18 protein-coding genes are annotated in these 18,191 nt (G+C 62.3%); 3 read left to right on the top strand and 15 right to left on the bottom strand.

Annotated elements, in window-relative coordinates; genetic code table 11:
- Positions 1-49: 49 nt before the first annotated feature.
- The 9 genes from ARC39_RS01675 to ARC39_RS01635 form a co-directional block, all read right to left on the bottom strand.
- Positions 50-1,048, bottom strand: coding sequence for a type II secretion system F family protein (locus ARC39_RS01675; RefSeq protein ID WP_068109068.1), 999 nt, complete (start codon positions 1,046-1,048; stop codon positions 50-52).
- Between the two features lie 10 nt (positions 1,049-1,058).
- On the bottom strand, positions 1,059-2,030 hold the full coding sequence (locus ARC39_RS01670; RefSeq protein WP_068109065.1) for a type II secretion system F family protein: 972 nt from the start codon (positions 2,028-2,030) through the stop codon (positions 1,059-1,061).
- 3 nt (positions 2,031-2,033) lie between these two features.
- Positions 2,034-3,428: a TadA family conjugal transfer-associated ATPase gene (locus ARC39_RS01665; RefSeq protein WP_068109062.1), complete on the bottom strand. Its 1,395-nt coding sequence runs from the start codon at positions 3,426-3,428 to the stop codon at positions 2,034-2,036.
- A 13-nt stretch (positions 3,429-3,441) separates the two neighbouring features.
- Positions 3,442-4,650: a CpaE/TadZ family protein gene (locus ARC39_RS01660; RefSeq protein WP_068109059.1), complete on the bottom strand. Its 1,209-nt coding sequence runs from the start codon at positions 4,648-4,650 to the stop codon at positions 3,442-3,444.
- A gap of 17 nt (positions 4,651-4,667) precedes the next feature.
- Positions 4,668-5,375: a TadE/TadG family type IV pilus assembly protein gene (locus tag ARC39_RS01655; protein ID WP_068109056.1), complete on the bottom strand. Its 708-nt coding sequence runs from the start codon at positions 5,373-5,375 to the stop codon at positions 4,668-4,670.
- Positions 5,372-5,878: a TadE/TadG family type IV pilus assembly protein gene (locus ARC39_RS01650; protein WP_068109052.1), complete on the bottom strand. Its 507-nt coding sequence runs from the start codon at positions 5,876-5,878 to the stop codon at positions 5,372-5,374. Before ARC39_RS01650 ends, ARC39_RS01655 begins: the two co-directional genes overlap by 4 nt.
- A gap of 5 nt (positions 5,879-5,883) precedes the next feature.
- Complete coding sequence (locus ARC39_RS01645; protein WP_068109049.1) at positions 5,884-7,347, bottom strand: pilus assembly protein TadG-related protein; 1,464 nt, start codon at positions 7,345-7,347, stop codon at positions 5,884-5,886.
- A 22-nt stretch (positions 7,348-7,369) separates the two neighbouring features.
- Entirely contained in the window at positions 7,370-8,167 is a 798-nt protein-coding gene (gene cpaB, locus ARC39_RS01640; RefSeq protein ID WP_068109047.1) for a Flp pilus assembly protein CpaB, read from the bottom strand.
- 116 nt (positions 8,168-8,283) lie between these two features.
- Positions 8,284-8,490, bottom strand: coding sequence for a Flp family type IVb pilin (locus ARC39_RS01635; protein ID WP_068109043.1), 207 nt, complete (start codon positions 8,488-8,490; stop codon positions 8,284-8,286).
- A gap of 289 nt (positions 8,491-8,779) precedes the next feature.
- Between ARC39_RS01635 and ARC39_RS01630 the strand changes: the two genes are divergently transcribed.
- The 3 genes from ARC39_RS01630 to ARC39_RS01620 all read left to right on the top strand — a co-directional run bounded on the left by ARC39_RS01630 (position 8,780) and on the right by ARC39_RS01620 (position 11,691).
- Positions 8,780-9,082 (top strand): pirin family protein, encoded by a 303-nt coding sequence (locus ARC39_RS01630; protein ID WP_068109040.1) that lies wholly within the window; start codon positions 8,780-8,782, stop codon positions 9,080-9,082.
- Positions 9,083-9,093: 11 nt separating this feature from the next.
- Entirely contained in the window at positions 9,094-10,035 is a 942-nt protein-coding gene (locus ARC39_RS01625) for a DUF5996 family protein (protein WP_149866272.1), read from the top strand.
- A gap of 114 nt (positions 10,036-10,149) precedes the next feature.
- Complete coding sequence (locus ARC39_RS01620; protein ID WP_068109038.1) at positions 10,150-11,691, top strand: glutamate synthase-related protein; 1,542 nt, start codon at positions 10,150-10,152, stop codon at positions 11,689-11,691.
- A gap of 61 nt (positions 11,692-11,752) precedes the next feature.
- Here ARC39_RS01620 and ARC39_RS01615 read toward each other — a convergent pair whose 3' ends face one another.
- The 6 genes from ARC39_RS01615 to ARC39_RS01590 all read right to left on the bottom strand — a co-directional run bounded on the left by ARC39_RS01615 (position 11,753) and on the right by ARC39_RS01590 (position 18,174).
- Positions 11,753-12,493 (bottom strand): hypothetical protein, encoded by a 741-nt coding sequence (locus ARC39_RS01615; RefSeq protein WP_149866271.1) that lies wholly within the window; start codon positions 12,491-12,493, stop codon positions 11,753-11,755.
- Positions 12,494-12,765: 272 nt separating this feature from the next.
- Complete coding sequence (locus ARC39_RS01610; RefSeq protein WP_068109031.1) at positions 12,766-14,190, bottom strand: gamma-aminobutyraldehyde dehydrogenase; 1,425 nt, start codon at positions 14,188-14,190, stop codon at positions 12,766-12,768.
- Positions 14,191-14,207: 17 nt separating this feature from the next.
- Positions 14,208-15,014 (bottom strand): ABC transporter permease, encoded by an 807-nt coding sequence (locus tag ARC39_RS01605; protein ID WP_068109028.1) that lies wholly within the window; start codon positions 15,012-15,014, stop codon positions 14,208-14,210.
- Positions 15,004-15,945, bottom strand: coding sequence for an ABC transporter permease (locus ARC39_RS01600; protein WP_068109026.1), 942 nt, complete (start codon positions 15,943-15,945; stop codon positions 15,004-15,006). Before ARC39_RS01600 ends, ARC39_RS01605 begins: the two co-directional genes overlap by 11 nt.
- On the bottom strand, positions 15,945-16,946 hold the full coding sequence (locus ARC39_RS01595) for an ABC transporter ATP-binding protein (RefSeq protein ID WP_068109023.1): 1,002 nt from the start codon (positions 16,944-16,946) through the stop codon (positions 15,945-15,947). The genes ARC39_RS01600 and ARC39_RS01595 overlap by 1 nt, the downstream gene beginning before the upstream one ends.
- Positions 16,947-17,013: 67 nt before the next feature.
- Positions 17,014-18,174, bottom strand: coding sequence for an ABC transporter substrate-binding protein (locus ARC39_RS01590; protein ID WP_068109020.1), 1,161 nt, complete (start codon positions 18,172-18,174; stop codon positions 17,014-17,016).
- Positions 18,175-18,191: the final 17 nt, after the last annotated feature.

Here is an 18,191-nt window from a genome sequence, read left to right as displayed (position 1 = left end):
TCAGCTCAGGATTGCAAAACGCGACCAAACTGTGACGCCCATATTCCCATTAGCCTTCGCTGAAAAGATTAACATACCGGATGACGACAGGGCCGAGGGTGATCAGTATCAACGCAGGCAGCATCATCGAGGCCAGCACCGCCGACATCTTTACCGGAAGCTTGTTCGCCTTTTCTTGGGCAGCCAGTTCCCGGAAGTTCCGCAACTCTTCGGAGTAGATGTTGAGCGCGTCGGTCATGCTGGTTCCGAACTGCATGGACTGTCGCACGACGTTGACAAAGGAGTGCACGAAGTCGAGCCCGATGCGGTCGGCCATGTCGATCAGTGCCGCATCCCGCGCGCGACCGGCCTGCACCTCGTGCTGGACCGAAAGGAACTCGAAGGCGATGTCCGGCGATATCCGCGTTAGCTCGTTGCCGACACGCGTCATTGCGGCGTCAAACCCGAGCCCTGCTTCCACGGAGATCTGCAGCAGGTCGAGTGCGTTTGGGAACCCCTCCTGAATCCGCTGCTGGCGCTCTTTCACTTTGCCGTTGAGCGAGTGTAGCGGGCCGAAGTACCCCAAAGCGATGAGGACCGACAACACTTGAAAGACCCCGATGTTAGACATGCCGGACAAGACACGCACGAGACCCTGCGGCAGGTACTGCGGCGCCTCGCGACTCGCTGCCAGCAAGACAAGAAAGAGCGCGGGCAGAAGAAGCGCCAGGCCGATGCGCTTCATCGAAAAACGCAGAAGACTGTTCGGCCCTCCCTTACCCGCCTGCTTCAACTTGCGTTGCAAGGAACTGCGTTCTGCGTCGCTCGAGGGGACGAAGGACTTCATCAGTCCGGTCGGATCGCGATCCACCGGCTTCAGGATCCCCTGATCCTGCCCGGAGTGCCGCCGACGGCCGGATGCTGCGAGCCGGTCCGCAGCCGGGTTTCCCGAAGTTGCCGCCGAGGAAAGCCCGTATACGAGCAGCAACATGCCGAGCGCCGCGCCGAAGATGATCAGTAGCTCGCCGTTTTCGCCGAGAGTCGCAACATATGTCTGAATCTGTTCCATGGCGGCGACCTCAAATCTTGAAGTTGACAAGGCGGCGCAGAACCAGCGCGTTCGCGATGGTCAGGCCGATCACGGTCAGCATCATCGGACGAAACATTGGGTCGTCCATTACGCCGCCGTAGTAGCTTGGCGTCGAGATCATGGTGTAGGCGAAGATCAAAACCGGCAAGGCCGACAGAAACCAGGCGGTAAGGCGCCCCTCCGAAGAGATCGCACGGATCTTGCGGCGCATGGTAATCCGGCTGCGGATTGTCCGAGACAGCACGGTGATCACCCGCACCAGGTCGCCGCCAGTGCCGTATTGGATGCCGATACTTGAGGCGAGGTAATCCACGTCTTCAACCCCGACCCGCTCGGCAAACTCCTTGAAGGCGTCGACCAAATCGTCGCCGTAATTCACCTGATCGTGGATCAACCCGAACTCGGTGCCAATCGGATCCGGCATTTCCCGCGCGACCGTGGCAATGGACGTGCTGAGCGGGTGGCCAACCTTCAGTCCGCGTGCCATGAGTTCCAACGCGTCGGGAAGTTGCCGGACCATCTGATCCGAACGCTTCTTTACCCGGGCGTCGAGCACGACGAAGGGAACCAAGATGGCAGGAATGATTGCGAGGACCGCTGCCAATTCTATGCCAATGAAGCGTTGCCCGACCAGCGTGATCGCCCCCCAGACCATGACGCACAGAGCCAGAAACATCCTGGCACTGATCATCAGCCCAGCCTTGCGAAGGCGGGCGGGAAGATCGCCAAGAAGCGGAATCCGCCCCAGCAGCCCACGACGTGCCGGCGGCTTCAGCAACGCCAGCAGTTCTGCCGTCGACTTGCCTTCCGCAATCATCCGCATCCGCCGGCTCCGCGCCTCGCTGCGGTTCTCTTTCTGGCTCAGGAGTTGCCCGAGCCCGGAGATGAAGACCAGCGCACCAACGGCGATGCCGCAGTACACGATATAGAGAAGATCCTGTTCGTCGAAATTTGCCAGCATGGATCAGACCTCCCGCGTCGCGAAGAGCTCGCTCGGCAGGTCGATCCCCGCCGCGAGCAGCCGCTCGGCGGAATACGGGCGGGTTCCGGTGGCGACGAAATCCCCCAGAACATCACCGGTCTCCGAGATGCCCCGACGACGAAAGACGAACATGTCCTGCATCGTTATTATGTCGCCCTCCATGCCGGTGATCTCGGAAACCGAAACAACCCTGCGGCGACCATCCGACATTCTTGCGAGTTGCAAGACGAAGTCGAGCCCGGAAGCAATTTGGCTTCTGATGGCCGAGAGCGGCAACTCCGATCCCATCATAGTCACCATCTGTTCGATCCGTCCGAGCGCATCGCGGGTAGAGTTGGCGTGGACCGTTGTCATAGACCCGTCGTGGCCGGTATTCATGGCCTGCAACATGTCGAAAGCTTCCGCGCCACGCACCTCGCCGACGATGATCCGGTCCGGTCGCATCCGGAGCGCGTTGCGGACGAGATCCCGCTGTACCACCGCGCCCTGACCAGCCGGATTCGGAGGCCGGGTCTCCAGCCGAACGATGTGCTCCTGCTGCAGCCGCAGTTCCGCAGCGTCTTCAATCGTAACGATGCGCTCGCGAGGGTCGATTGATGCCGACATGGCGTTGAGCATGGTCGTTTTTCCCGAACCGGTGCCCCCCGAAATGAGAACGTTCATCCGCGCGGATACCAACCCCTGCAAGAACTGCGCCGCCGGTTCCGACAGTGCCCCGAAGCTCACCAGCTTCTGCATCGTCAGTGGCTTCTCCGAGAACTTCCGTATCGAGATGCTCGGGCCGTCGACGGCGCATGGTCGGATGATCGCATTGACCCGGCTGCCGTCTTCAAGGCGTGCATCGACCCAGGGGTTTGACTCATCCACGCGCCGACCGATCCGCGATACGATCTTGTCGATGATCCGCAAAAGGTGCTTCTCATCGAGGAATCTTACCGGAGAGCGCTCCAGCACCCCGTTGCGTTCGATGAAGACGTCGCGGTGACCGTTGACAAGGATGTCGTTGATCGTCGGGTCGGCCAGCAACGGTTCGAGCGGGCCGAGCCCCAGCACCTCGTGCATCAATTCATCGACGATGGCCTTGAATTGTTCCGACCGCATCGGATTGCCTTCTTCGGTCAGTACCTGGTTGACCAAGGAGGCTACCTCGCGCCGGAGGTCATCCGGCTGGATCTTGTCGATTACCGAGAGGTTCAGGCGGTCGAGAAGAGCATCATGCAGCCGGCTTTTGAGTGTTAAAAAGTCGCTGAGTTCCTGTTCTTCCCGAGTTGGCGCCATGGCAACGACTTCATCGACAATTTCCTTCGATGCGCCCGGCAAGGCCACCACGTTTCCCTCTGCGTCGGAGAGCGAGCGTTTCTTAAAGTTCTTAAACATACTGGCGCACTCCTTAGCGGGTCATCTTCCGAGATTTCGTTTCGTCTTCGAAGGCGGTCACGAGTGCTCGGCCGAGCTTTCTGATTGACTTTGCCAGCGGGGCGCGGCCCGCGACCTCGGACAAGGGCTGCCCACGGTCGAGCGCAATCCGTGCCGGTTTCGCATCGTCGGGCAGCCAGGAAAAAAAGGGTCGCTCAAGCACCTTCGCGGCCTCGGTGTGGTGCCGCCCGAGGACGAGCGGGCGCGACTCACGATTGACCACGATGTCGATTGGCAGGGCGAGGTTGTCCTCGGTGAAAAAGTCGATCAGCCGACGAGCCTGCTGTATCGAGGGTACGGAGGTGTCGGTAACCAGCAGCATTCGGTCACTCATTTCGAGTACCGGCGCGATCCAACCCACCAGCGATCGCGGCAAGTCGATCACGACATAGTCGAAGTCGCGCGAAAGCGTCTCAAGTATCGCGCGCACCTGTTCCGGCTGGAGCGCGTCGACCGGCGCAATACTCGACGGCGCGGGAAGGACGGATAGTCCGGTGTCGAGCGTGACCATGGATTGTTCGAGGAAAACCGCGTCGGGCATCGTCTGTTCGCTCGCCATCTGGAACAGACTGTCGTTGCCCGCAATGTCGAGGAAACCGGCGACTGCGCCGAACTGCAGGTCGAGGTCGACAAGCGCGACGCGGTTGGCGGAGGTCTTCTTGAACTTGCCTTGGCGGTCCAGCAGTGTGTGCGCGAGGTTCACGGCAACCGTCGTCGCTCCCACACCGCCCCGTGCCTGTGCAACCGATATGATCTTGCCTTGCGGACGGAGTGCTTCTGCCGCCTTCGGGGCGAGCGCGGCAAGCGCATCCCGGATAGCATTTTGCAGCTCTTCAGCAGAGATCGTATCCGGCAATACGGCATCTGCCCCTGCCCGCGCCAGCCGGTGCGCCGATTGCAGCGACGCCGTTTCTTCGGTCAGGGCAATGATCTTGGACTTGCCGGACGCACTTGCCTGAATTGCTTCCAGCGCATCGACGTCGCCGCTGTCTGTGGTGTCGGTGCGGAAAATGATCACGTCGTGATTTTTGGTCAAATCCACTGCGTGACCGTTGATCACCGACAAGGGAGAGATGACTTCCTCTATCCCGTAGGCATTCGTGCTTCGGATCGTCGCGGCCAGATCGCGCGCGATCGGATCGCTGAACCCAACAAGGGCAATTGAATGGGCGCTGTCAGTCATGGCTGCCTCCCCTCTCACTATCCGTCCATTCCCTGGGCCAGGTCCTCTGCGGGCAGGGACACGCTCAGGGCGGGAAATTCGATGAAACCATCCTTCAATAGCTTGGGCGGCGTTGCGCCCGACATTTCGGTCAGCCCGGCAAGCACGGACCCGGCCAGGGCGCCGGCGCCCAGGAACTGAAAATTGACGTTCTGCAATTCAACCGTGACGACGGGGACGTAGGGTCCGCCAAGAAACCCGAGATTGGGATCCGAGTTGTATGAGAAGCGAAGGTTCGCCTCGCTCGCGTCGTTTGGCAGCGCGGTCCTGACGATCCGCCAGATCTCGCTTGATGTTGGGTCGCCAGCGTCGCCCGAGCACGAAACGCTCATGGTCTTACAGACGTTTTTGCCCGTGCTGGCACCCGCGTTGCAACGGGCGCCGAAGTCGAACTCGGTATTGTCGACCGCAATTTGGTTGGTCGGGTATTTGCTCTCATTTAGGCCGTTGTCGTAGAGGGCGTCGCACACGGGCGGGCGCACCGCCGCGACACGCGCGGCGCGCTGCACTGCCTTTTCGGCCGTGACATAGTGGAACGCGAGCCGGCCGAAGTCGATCAATCCGAAAAAGATCAGCAGGAACAGCGACAACACCATCGCGAACTCGACAAGTGACGTCCCTGCTTCGTCGCTCCCGAAGTCTGCAAGCCGCTTGCCGACGACGCCGTATTTCTCGGGTCGGGTCATGTTCCGAATATCCGGCTCTGGTCGGTCACGGTGGTGACGATGGTGGCACGCTCGGCCCCGGCCAGGCGGAACAAGCCCTCGAAGGGGAATGTGATGGTCAATTGCGCCGTGACCCTCGCGATGCCAACATCGGGAACCCGGTAGCTCCCGCTGTAGCAGACGAGCGACGGGGTGACGGAGTCGATGGTGATCCCGACAGGAAAAAACGCGTCGCCGGTAGAGGTTGTCCGAACGATGCTTTCCACTTTCGGTTTCCAACCGGCGAGCGAACTGCCGACGGTGCAAACGTCGGACGGCACGACACGGGCGAGGTAGCGCGAGGCGTCGCGGACTCCGGCGTTGGTCGCCTGGAAGGACCACATCATCCTTCCCCCTTCGACGATCACGGCAAAGACCAGAAGCAGCATTGGCAAAAGGATCGCGAATTCGACGAGTTGCGTACCGTCCTCCGCACGACCGAAGCGGCGGAGTGTGGCGGGGATTTTGCGGGATTTGTTTGCCATGTCTGTCACCGATACAGCTGCACAACGTCGTGGAAGATTGCTTCAGCGCCACCACCGCCCGCGCCACCCGCGGAGCCAACGATCTCGCCGTAAATGTCGAACTTCTTTTCGCCGCTCACCTTTCCGGGCTGGACCAGGAAGATCTTGACGAACTCCTGGACGGGCACATCCGCGGCTTTCCCTTGGATTTCGTTGCCTATGCAATCAATCCCCGCGGCGATGATAACCCGGCGGTCGGGGTCCGCCGCCGCTTGTGGCGCACATTGCGGCCGGCCGGTTTCGTCGTTGTCGGCCGGTAGGAGCGCTTCGGTAGAGAGTGCGCCACCATGCATCTCGATCTCCTTGAGATAGTATTGGTGGCGTGTGGCCCCCGCGGGCAAGCCGGTCGGATTGGCCCCGTCATAGTTGATGTCCTCGTAGGTCGCGCGTCCGACACTCCAGTTCCCGTCACCGAAACGGCCACATCCGGGCATGCAATCATCGGGCGGTAGCGGGACAGACAGCGGGGTGTCGTCCTTATTGCTGACCACGTTGAGCTCCGCCTTGCAGCCTTCGGTGAGTATGCCGTCAATCGCGTTCGGCGCGGGTGCGTAGTCGGGGTTACTGCTGAATTTCTTCATGTTCGCGCTGAAGATGTCGAACCGGACGTTGATGGCCGCATCCTCGATGCCGACCCGCTGGCCGGGTTCGGTGTCGACGCCATTCTTCGCGAAACATTGGGTGATGTTGCCGACGGCCCCGAGCAGGCAGCGATCAAGCTCTCTGCTTTTCATGCCGGCGCAAGGGCCGTTAGGGTCGACGTAGACGCCGTCGGCAACGTCGAGAAAGCCGAAGTCACCGGGGCCCCAGGCCGCGCCATTGCCGCCAGCGCGCAGCGCTACCGTTTGACCCCTGTTCTTGTCAGCTTCCCAGGTTGGGCCCGGTACGCAGAACATCATCGGCGTGATGTCGCATGCAAACATCGTGAAGCCCGCGACCGCGGTCGCGCCAACCGCGCGATCCTCTACCGAGGCGCCGGTAAGCGCCGAGAAGGCTGCGGCGAAGGTCATCTCGACCGTGCTCGCGGTCGCCGTGACGCGCACGAAAGCCGCGTCGCGCGGATCGGTGGCCACGTCTGTGAGCGCCGACAGGTCGCTCGAAGGCAGGGTTTCGAAAAACGTGAGCGTGTAATCGGCCGTACCCGCCAGAGTGCTGTCGCCGTCGCCAAAAGACTTGCGGTCGACAATGAAGTTCGCCGCCGCACTTCGAGCCCGGTCGATGGAGTCCGTCCGACCGTCGAGCTCTCCGGCGGCGGCCAGCGCAACATGGTCAGTAAAAGACTGCATTTCCGTCTGGGTGATGCCGACGCGGCCAAGGTCGAACGACAGCGCCACGATACCGAGCAGTACACCGAGCGAGACGCCCCAGAAGACAAGGATGGTGCCATCCTCCTCCCGGTGCAGGTCCCTCAATGTGCGAAACGGCTTCATGGCAATCACCCCGCGCCGCGCCTCAGCGCAGTTCCTCAACGGCCGAGACGTTGCCGCGGCGGACGACGACCGAACGTGTGATCTTTTCCTCCAGAGGCGCGTCCATCAGGATGTCGCTGAGCTTGATCAACTGCAGCTTCTCCGTCTCGGCGGCCTCGAAGTTGCGGAGCGTCAGGCTCAGCGTGCCGGCCTTTTGCGCCAGGGCAAGCCGCTGGCTCTGCTCCGGTGTCACGGCGACGGTCACCGTGCGGGCAATCTCGGGAGTGTCTGCGTGTTCGTCCGCATCCTGGTCCACGCCGACAATGCGGATGTTCTGAAGGATGGTCACGGCGCTGAGCTCACCGCCCCGCCCCTGCGTCAGAACAACGTCGACGGAATCTCCGGGCGTGACGAAGCCACCGACGGCTGTCTCGGCAGAAACCTTGATCGCCATCGCGCGTAGGTTCGGGCCGAGTGTCTGACCGATTGTTACCTTCTCTCCAAAGTCTGACACCTTGGATTTCATGATGAGTTCGCCCTGCGCTATCGCACGCTTGGCACGGCGGGCCGGTTGCCCCTGCGCAGGCAGTAGTTCGTTGCGGTCAGTGTAGACGCCCGCCGGCACAGATTGACGCGGCCATGAGATAGATTCCATTACGTGGGACTCAATGGATTGGCCGAGCGCGATATTCGAACGCGCGACCATCACATTCACCATTTCGGCCTGCTCGGTCACGCTTGCCGAGGCTTTACTGCGCTCAACGTAGTCGTGCGCGACGTAGGCAGACCCGCCAGCAACGGCGAGGCCCAGAAACGTGGTCAGGATGGCACTCAGTCGCATCGATGGGTCCTTTCGGGAAAGTGGATGGCGGCCCCGGTCATGCGGAGCGCACATGGGTATGACATCCCGAGTCCTGCTGCGACCGTCGGAACGATCGCAGCAGGTCGCGATGTCGATCAGTACGACGTGGAGTCACCCGGGTCCGTCGTGTACATCTTGCCGGCAGCAACGCCCATGGTGCTGCTGATATCGCCGGCGAGCAGGGTCAGCGCCCCCGCGCCGAGTGCGATGGCTAGCGAGATGCCGATGCCGTATTCCACGAGCGTCACGCCCTTTTCGTCCTTCTTGAAGCGCTTTATCGTCTTAAGCAGATAGTTTTGCATGTCTTCCCTCCAGGTCATGCGCCGGTATCCGGCACCAAATTCAGCCGCCGAATCCTCCGGCCAGCTTCCCCGATGATCACAGGTGCGAGCGAGCGGCGCGTCATCCGAAACGATGAGTTATTCAACCTAAGGTTGTATTTCTGGTAAGATCGGACGTCGTTCGGCTTCGCACAGATGCACGTCGTACGGGGAAACGGAGCACATGGAGCCCGGAAAAGCAGGCCAGTCTCTCCATCTAGTCGTGTACGAACAATAGCGTTCCGGCGCACTCGCGCCGATTCACACCCAGATGGATGTCGACCTCGACACCGAGCGCAACATTTTCGTCCCCGTCGCCGGGCCGGTCCCGAAAGATGCGCGGGCAACGTTCCGGCCGGACACCCGGATCTACATGGCCCGCCTCAATGACGGCGCCACGGTCCGCAAAGTACTTGCCCCCGGCCGCGCTGGCTTCCTGCAGGTGATCGGTGGAGTGGTGGAGGTCGCCGGAAACGGGCTTTCCGCGGGAGACGGACTACACTTAGGGGCAACATCCGATTGCGGGATACCTGCGAGAAGTAACGCCGAGCTGATGCTGTTCGGCCTGAGTTGAAGGAGGAAGAGATGATCACCCTGCCGCCGCTGCCCTATTCCGATTGGGTCGAGACGAAAGACACCTTACACCTTTTCCTGCAGATGATCGGCAAGGTCCGGCTGAAGACGCACCCCAAGCTCAACCACTGGTGGCATGTCACGCTCTACCCCCATGTGCGCGGCCTGACGACCGGGCGCATTCCCCACGGGGGAAGCGGCTTCGAGATCCTCTACGACATGCTGGAGCACAAGGTTGTCATTGCCTTGAATGATGGCCGGCAGGAGGCGTTCTCGGTTCCCGGGCTGACAGTGGCCGGGTTTTACGAGGCGCTCTTCTCCCGCCTCGACGCGCTCGGGATCTCCGTCAGGATCGTCGCCACGCCCTACGACAACAAGTCCAAGGTGCCTTTCCCCGAAGATTCCGCGCCACGGGTCTATGACGAGGCCAGGGTTTCGGACTTCTGGCGTGCGCTCTGCTCGATTGCCAGCATCTTCGAGGCCTATCGCTCGGACTTTTCCGGAAAGCAGACACCGGTTCAGCTCTACTGGCACTCCTTCGACCTGGTCGTGACCCGCTTCTCTGGGCGCGCGCATCCGTTGGATGGGGGCACGCAATCGGACAGGGAAGCCTATTCGCACGAGGTCATCTCGATTGGCTTCTGGCCCGGGGACGACAGCTTCCCGGAAGCTGCCTTCTACGGCTATGCCTATCCTGAGCCCAAGGGTTTGAGCACAGCACCGCTGAAACCTTCGGAAGCCTTCTGGGCGGAGAAAAACGGCGGTGCGCTGGCGATCCTCAAATACGCGGACGCCCGCATGGCGAGTTCTCCCTCCGGTGCGATCCTTTCGTTCCTAGACAGCCTCTACAAGGGCGCCAGCGAGTTGGCGCAATGGCCCTACCAAGACCTCGCCCACCAGCATTTCGCAGGGTCGAAGGAATGGCTGCGGCGGCGGGATGGCGATGCCTTGTGAGCCCCCCACCTAACCCAGCCGACTCATTGCATGGCGGCCCGTCCGCATGAGAACCTGTCCCGATTCTCGCGTGTGATTTGCTTGCGACCTGCCCAAAGAAGGACCGAACCCAACATGACACATGCCCCCATCATCGCCGCCAAGACACCCGGAATGGTCGATCTGGAAGAAGGCAAGCGCTACACGTGGTGCCGCTGCGGGCGGTCGGCCAATCAGCCTTTTTGCGACGGCTCGCACCGCGGCACCGGGATCACGCCGGTCAGCTTCACCGCCGAGGAAACCGGTCGCGCCGCCCTCTGCCGCTGCAAGGCCAGCGCCAATGCGCCCTTTTGCGACGGCACCCACGCACGCCTTGGGGACCTGAAGGTTGGCGACCCTTCGCCGAAACCGAAGGCATCGGGGGCGCCGGAGGCCGAGCCAACGCCCGAGGAACCCACGGTGGCGCGCATCCACGAAATGGCGCGGGACGGGCTCTCGAAGCTCGGGCATCACGGCGAGATGGGCGCGATGGGTGTGCCCCGAAAGGACCTGCCGCATTGGGACGACATCCAGATCCTCCCGGCCCAAATGGCCCGCAAGCCACTTCTGGACAATCATCCCGTGGCCACCGGCGTGGTCATCGGCCCGCGCGCGGCCAAGCCGCTGCAGCTCGACATTCCGCTCTTCGTCTCCGACATGAGCTTCGGGGCGCTGTCCGAGGAAGCCAAGACCGCGCTCGCCCGCGGGGCGGAGCGGGCCGGCACCGGAATCTGCTCGGGCGAAGGCGGCATGCTGCCTGAGGAGAAGGCCGAGAACAGCCGGTATTTCTACGAACTGGCTTCGGCACGCTTTGGCTGGCGCCCGGAACTGGTGGAGGACGTGCAAGCGTTCCATTTCAAGGGCGGACAGGGAGCGAAGACCGGCACGGGAGGGCACCTGCCCGGCGACAAGGTGCAGGGCAAGATCGCCGAGGTCCGCGGGCTGGAGCCTGGCCAGAGCGCCATCTCGCCCAGTACCTTCCCGGACCTTGAGACGCCGCAGGATTTCGCCAAGCTGGCTGACGAGGTGCGGGAACGCTCCGGCGGCATTCCCATCGGCTTCAAGCTCTCGGCCAACCATATCGAGGACGATATCGACTTCGCACTGGAAGCCGGCGCCGACTACATCATTCTCGACGGGCGCGGCGGTGGCACCGGTGCGGCGCCTCTGATCTTCCGCGACCATATCTCCGTGCCGACGATTCCCGCCCTTGCCCGAGCGCGCCGACACCTCGATGCGAGGACGGGGCGCGAGGTCACGCTGGTCATAACCGGAGGTCTGCGCGTGGCGGAGGATTTCGTGAAGGCCCTCGCGCTGGGCGCCGATGCAGTTGCGGTGTCCAACTCGGCCATGCAAGCCGTCGGCTGCATCGCTGCGCGCATGTGCAACACCAACAATTGCCCCGTCGGCGTGGCCACCCAGAAACCGGAACTCAGGGCGCGGCTCGACGTAGAGATCGGCGCGCAGCGGCTGGCACGCTACTTCGGCGCCAGTGTCGAGCTTATGCAGGTCCTCGCCCGGGCCTGCGGACATGCCAGCCTCAACGAGTTCAACGCCGCGGACATAACCACTTGGAAAAGGGACATGGCAGCGCTGAGCGGCATCCGCTTTGCCGGCGTGGGAGACCTGACGGTGTAGGTCCTGCACGGGAGCCCCTGGCAGATTGCGGCTGGGCCTCCCTCAAACGTCGCCGTGCCGTCTAAACCGCACGCCGCGCGCTGTCCTCCTCCTTGCAGCAGCCGGCATCGTCGATCACCCGCGCAATCTCGGGAAACCCGCGCAGCAGTTGTGCGGCATCGGAGATATTGAAAAAGCGCGCATTGCGGACGTAGGACAGGACCCTCTCCCGATCCTGCACACGTGGACGGGCGCCGTCGAACAGGTCCACCGCATAAGTCCCGGCCGGATCGTGCGTTGCGTGGCCCTGAGCCAGAACCGCGAAGCGCCTGTCGATGCACTGGGAGCAGCGTCCACAATGGTGGTACATGTCGGAAAGGTGGTGGACATCGGCACCGCTGCGTGTTCGCTCGATCTCGTCGGCCATCCCCAGAGGCCGCATTGTCTCCAGGACATCGCCCTTGGTTCGCAACAGGAACGGGTTGCGGACCTTGCGACGATATCCCAATAACGGCGTGAATAGCCGTCCCAGCCCGTTCAGAGCCTTTGGATGGGCCGAACGGGTCGCCCGGGCGCCAACGACCTGCGCCACCGGTGGCAGGTTCAGACTGACCACCCCGTTCTCGAAGAACTCCACCGCTTTCAGCCCGAACATCTCGGCAACCGCAACACCGAGTGACGCAAAGTGGAAGGACCGGCTGCGCTGCGTGCGTTCCCTGCGAACACCGTCGTTCAGCTGGGCTGTCAGTGGCACATGCAGGATGCGGTCGTCGCCCACATGGCGTCCGAGGGCCTCAACGAGATCTTTCTGGACCTTTGTCAATTTGGTCGCCGACACATGCGCATTCCCGACCTTTACTCACCTTGCCCATTTTGAAGGTGCAACATACTAGGGTTAGTCGCGAACGGCCCAAACCGGCGTTAAGAGCAACAACCGCGCGCTGCGCTGCGGCTTTTTTGGACCTGACATTAGAGACATAGTGAAAGATCGACCTTCACAATCGCCAAGTTGTTTCAGGATCGTCCAAAGTTTCAACGAAACGACCCGGGGTTATCCCGGGTCGTCAATCGGTTTGGAAATCTGGAACGATCAGGTCAATGCGCGATCATCACGTGGCGCACGGCGGTGTAGTCCTCGAGCGCGAACATCGACATGTCCTTGCCGTAGCCGGACTGCTTGAGGCCGCCATGCGGCATCTCGTTGACCAGCATGAAGTGGGTGTTCACCCAGGTGCAACCGTAGTTCAGGCGGGAGGAAGCATCCATCGCCTTGCCGATGTCGGTGGTCCAGACCGAGGAGGCGAGGCCGTACTGGCTGTCGTTAGCCCAGCCGATAACGTCGTCATCATCACCGAAGGGGGTGACCGAAACCACGGGGCCGAACACCTCGCGCTGGACAATCTCGTCGGTTTGTTGCGCGCCCGCGATCACGGTCGGCTGGTAGTAGAAGCCCGGGCCGTCGTGAAGCGCACCGCCGGTGGCGATTTCCATGTGGCTCTGATCGGCGGCGCGCTGAACAAAGCTGGCCACCCGGTCGCGCTGGCGTTGGCTGATCAGCGGCGGGATCTCGTTCAGCGTGTCGTCGGCATTGTCGTAGACGATGGAGGAGACCGCGCCGGAAAGGTCACCGACAAGCTTGTCGTAGATCTTCCGGCCCGCATAGATCCGGCAGGCAGCGGTGCAGTCCTGGCCCGCGTTGTAGTAGCCGAACGCCTTCAGCCCCTCGACCACGCGGTCGAGATCGGCGTCGTCATAGACGATCACCGGGGCCTTACCGCCCAGTTCCAGATGGGTGCGCTTGACCGTATTGGCCGCAGCAACCAGCACCTTCTTGCCGGTGGCGATGTCGCCGGTGATCGAGATCATGTCGACGCCCGGGTGGTTGATCAGAGTATTGCCGACGCTGGCGCCCTGACCGACGATGACGTTGACCACGCCTTCGGGCAGGATGCCGGACAGGATTTGCGCCAGTTTCAGGGCGGTGAGCGGCGTCTGCTCGGAAGGCTTCAGAACCACCGTGTTGCCGCCCGCAAGCGCCGGGGCCAGTTTCCAGGCCATCATCATCATCGGGTAGTTCCACGGCGCGATGGAGGCGACGACGCCGATTGGATCGCGGCGAATCATCGAGGTGTGGCCCTCCATGTATTCGCCCGCCAGCGGCCCGTGCATGTTGCGCACTGCGCCGGCGAAATAGCGGAAGCAGTCCGCCACGGCGCCGACCTCTTCGTTGCGGACTTCGTTGATCGGCTTGCCGCAGTTGAGCGCTTCCAGCTGTGCCAGTTCTTCCGAATTGGCGTCCACCGCGTCAGCGATTGCCAGAAGCTTTTCGGAGCGTTCGGCCGGTGTGGTGCGGGACCAGGTGGCAAAGCCAGCGCGGGCAGCGGCAACGGCGCGGTCGATCTGGTTGCCATTGGCCTCCGGCATCCGGAGGATTGTCTCGCCCGTGCGCGGGTTGAGCACCAACTCCTCGATCTCGGTTCCGGCCTCGAAGGAGCTGCCGATGAGCATGTTGGTTTCCATGAGGTTTCTCCCTGTTCTTATTTGCCCTGTCCGGCAACGGTATCGGTGCCGCGGGTGAGGTAATAGGCGCCGAGGATCGGCAGGAACGTCACGATCACCACGACCATGGCGACGACATTTGTGACCGGGCGTTCGCGCGGGCGAACGAGTTCCTCCAGCATCCAGATCGGCAACGTCTGCTGCTGACCGGCGGTGAAGGTGGTGACGATCACCTCGTCGAAGCTGAGCGCGAAGGCGAGCATCCCGCCTGCCAGCAACGCCGTGGCGATGTTGGGCAGGATCACATAGCGGAAGGTCTGGAACCCGTCCGCGCCGAGATCCATCGATGCCTCCACCAGCGACCCGGAGGTGCGGCGGAACCGCGCCACGGCATTGTTGTAGACAACGACGACGCAGAAGGTCGCGTGGCCCAGCACGATGGTCCAGAAGCTGAACGGAATGTCCGCGAGGTTGAAGGCCGAGCGAAGCGAGATACCGGTGATGATCCCCGGCAGCGCGATCGGCAGGATGACCATCAGCGATACCACCTCGCGGCCGAAGAACTTGGTCCGGCTCACGGCGGCGGCGCAGAGCGTGCCGAGCACCAGAGCGATGGCTGTGGAGATCGCGGCAACCCGCACCGAGAGCGACAGTGCCTCCCAGACATCCGGGCGGGCCCAGGTCACGCCGAACCACTTGGTGGTGAAGCCGGGGGGCGGCCACTGGTAGGACTTGTCCTCGGTGGTGAAGGCATAGACAAAGATCAGCAGGATCGGCAGGTGCATAAAGGCAAGGCCCAGACCCGCGGCGATCTTGAGGCCCAAGGGAGCACGATCAGAGCGCATCGAACGCCCCCATTCTTTTGGCGATCCAGAGGTAGAAGGCCATAATCACGATGGGCACCACGGCAAAGGCGGCGGCCAGCGGGATATTTCCGGCGGTGCCCTGGTAGGCATAGACTGCCTGTCCGATGAAGCGGCGCGAGGAACCCACGATCTGCGGAATGATGTAGTCGCCGAGTGTCAGCGAGAAGGTGAAGATCGAGCCAGCGATCACCCCCGGAAGCGCCAGCGGGAACAACACGTGACAAAAGGTCTGGCGCGGTGAGGCGCCGAGATCACCGGAGGCTTCTGTCATCGAGCGCGGCACACGCTCCAACGAGGCCTGGATCGGCAGGATCATGAAGGGCAGCCAGACATAGAGGAACACCAGGAAGGTGCCGGTCCAACTGACCGACAGGGAATTCCCGCCGATGACGGGGATCGACAGATAGGCATTTAGCAGCCAGCTCAGATGCAGCGTCTCGAAAAGCCAGTTCAGGATACCTTCCTTGGCCAGGATCAGCTTCCAGGAATAGACCTTCACGAGATAACTCGACCAGAGCGGCAGCATGACACCGAGATAGAAGAGCGCCTTCCATTTCCCACGGGCATAGCGCGCCGCGTAGTAGGCGATTGGAAAGGCCACGATGGCCGCGGCAATGGTCACGCAGGCCGACATCACCACCGTACGGATAATGATGTCGAGATTGGTCGGTGTGAAGAGTTCCTTGTAGGTCTTGAGCGTGAACTCGTACTGGATCAGCCCCGAGAACTCGTCGATCGAAAAGAAACTCTGCGCCAGCAGCGCAAAGAGTGAGCCGAGATAGACGATGCCGAGCCACAAGGCCGGTGGGGTCAGCAGCAGCAGGATCACGAGGCGCGGATTGCGCCAGAGCGCGTCCGATATGCCCCTCAGGCCGCCGGAGCGGTCGGTTTCCAGAACGTGATCGGTCATCACGCGGCGTCCATCAGGTGCAGGTCTTCGGAACCCCAGGTGACATGGACCTGTTCCCCGGCATCGGGGATCCGGGCCCCCTTGGGCAGCAGCGCGACCATCGAGAATCCGTCGAGATCCAGCGACACGCGGGTCGCGGTACCGATGAAGGCGGTGGAGTGAACCGTTGCGTGCAACCCGTCGGCGCCAATGCCGGCATCGACCAGTTTGACGGCCTCCGGTCGGACGGAGGCATGGCTCCATTGGCCGGCCATCTTCTCGACCACACGGGGCGGTAGAACATTGGAGGAGCCGACAAAATCGGCCACGAAGGGCACTTCGGGTCGGTAGTAGATATCTTCGGGTTTGCCGATCTGGACGATCTTGCCCTCGTTGAAGACCGCCACGCGGTCGGCCATCGACAGGGCCTCGCCCTGATCATGGGTGACAAAGATGAAGGTGATGCCGAGCTTGCGCTGGAGGTCCTTGAGTTCGTCCTGCATCTGCTCGCGCAGTTTCAGGTCGAGCGCGCCAAGCGGCTCGTCCAGCAGCAGCACGCGGGGCTCGTTGATGAGCGCACGCGCCAAGGCCACCCGCTGCCGCTGACCACCGGAAAGCTCCGACGGTTTGCGCGCGCCGTAGCCCGGCAGGGCCACCAGTTCCAGTGCGGCCTCGGCCGCTGCATGGCGCTCGCGCTTCGGCTTGCCGGCGATCATCAGCCCGTAAGCCACGTTGTCGAGCACGTTCAGATGCGGGAACAGCGCGTAATCCTGGAAGACCGTGTTCACGTGGCGCTTGTAGGGCGGCACCCCCTGCGCCGTTTCGCCGAAGATGACGATGTCGCCATCGGTCGGCTGCTCGAAGCCGGCGATCAGGCGCAGGCAGGTCGTCTTGCCGGAACCGGAGGGGCCGAGCATGGCAAAGAACTCGCCTTCGGCAATGTCGAGGTCGACCGCATCGACCGCACGCACTTCACCATAATGGCGGGACACGCCATCGAATCGGACTGCTGATGTTCTCATGGGAGTCTCTCGGGAGGATCCACCGCCCCGTAGGGCGATGGATGTGAGTGGTGTCAGGATGTGGGGATCAGCGACCGCCGATCACGCCGATGTAATCGGAAACCCAGCGGTAGTAGGGCACGCACTCGCCCTGGCTTTCGCACTTGGACACGGGCGTCTGCCAGAACTTGATCTTCTCGAAGTCGTCCATGCCATTCTTGGTGCAGCCCTCGGCGGTCTGCATACCGCGCCCGTCGGTGCAGGCGGCTGGAACCGCCGGGTTGGCGCCGAACCAGACCGAGAGGTCGGATTGCAGGTTCGAGGCCAGCGTGTGCTCCATCCACATGTAGGAGCAGTTCGGGTTCTCGGCCTCGGCATGCATCATCGTGGTATCGGCCCAGCCGGTAGCGCCTTCGACCGGGATCACCGAGGAGACATTTGCGCCGCCGCCCTGCAGCAGGTTGACCTGGAACGGCCAGGAGCCCGAGGCGACCATGCCCTCGTTCTTGAAGTCGTCAATCTGGATGAAGGCATCGTGCCAGTAGCGCGAGACCAGTTCGCGCTGCCCGCGCAGCAGTTCGAGAGCCGCGTCATACTGTTCCTGGTTCAGCTCGTAGGGCGAGGTGATGCCAAGGTCCGGATTGTGGTGCATCAGGTAGTTGGCGGCATCCGCAATGTGGATCGGCCCGTCATAAGCCTGCACACGCCCCTTGTTGCTCTCGCCGTCGGCCAGCGTGGTTTCTTCGAACACAACCGACCAGCTCGTCGGTGCTTCGGGGAAGGCATCGGTCGAATACATCAGCACGTTCGGCCCCCACATGTAGGGCGTGCCGTAATGCGTGTCATTCACGAAATGCCAGGGCGCTTCCTTCAGGCGGTCGTCCACGTTCGCCCAACTCGGGATCAAGTCGATGTTGACCGGCTGAACCCGCTTACCGGCGATCATCCGCAGCGAGGCGTCGCCGGAGGCGGTCACGAGGTCGAATCCACCCTCGTTCATCAGCGCGACCATCTCGTCGGAGGTGTTCGCGGTCTTGACGTTGACCATACAGCCAGTGGCTTCTTCGAACTTGGTCACCCAGTCGAAGTTGGCGTCGGTCTCGCCTCGCTCGATGTAGCCGGGCCAGGCCACGATGTTCACCTGGCCTTCGCCTTCACCGATCTCGGTGATCATGTCGGCCGCGACGGCCTGGGTCGAGATCAGGCTGGCTGATGCAAGTAGGCCAAGTTTGTAGGAAAGTGCGCGCATTTCGGTCTCCTGTTGGA

Origin of the sequence: Tropicimonas marinistellae, assembly GCF_001509585.1 — a bacterium.
GTDB lineage: Bacteria > Pseudomonadota > Alphaproteobacteria > Rhodobacterales > Rhodobacteraceae > Tropicimonas > Tropicimonas marinistellae.
The sequence above is the reverse complement of the archived record's forward strand: the minus strand, read 5'-3'. Positions and strand labels throughout refer to the sequence as shown.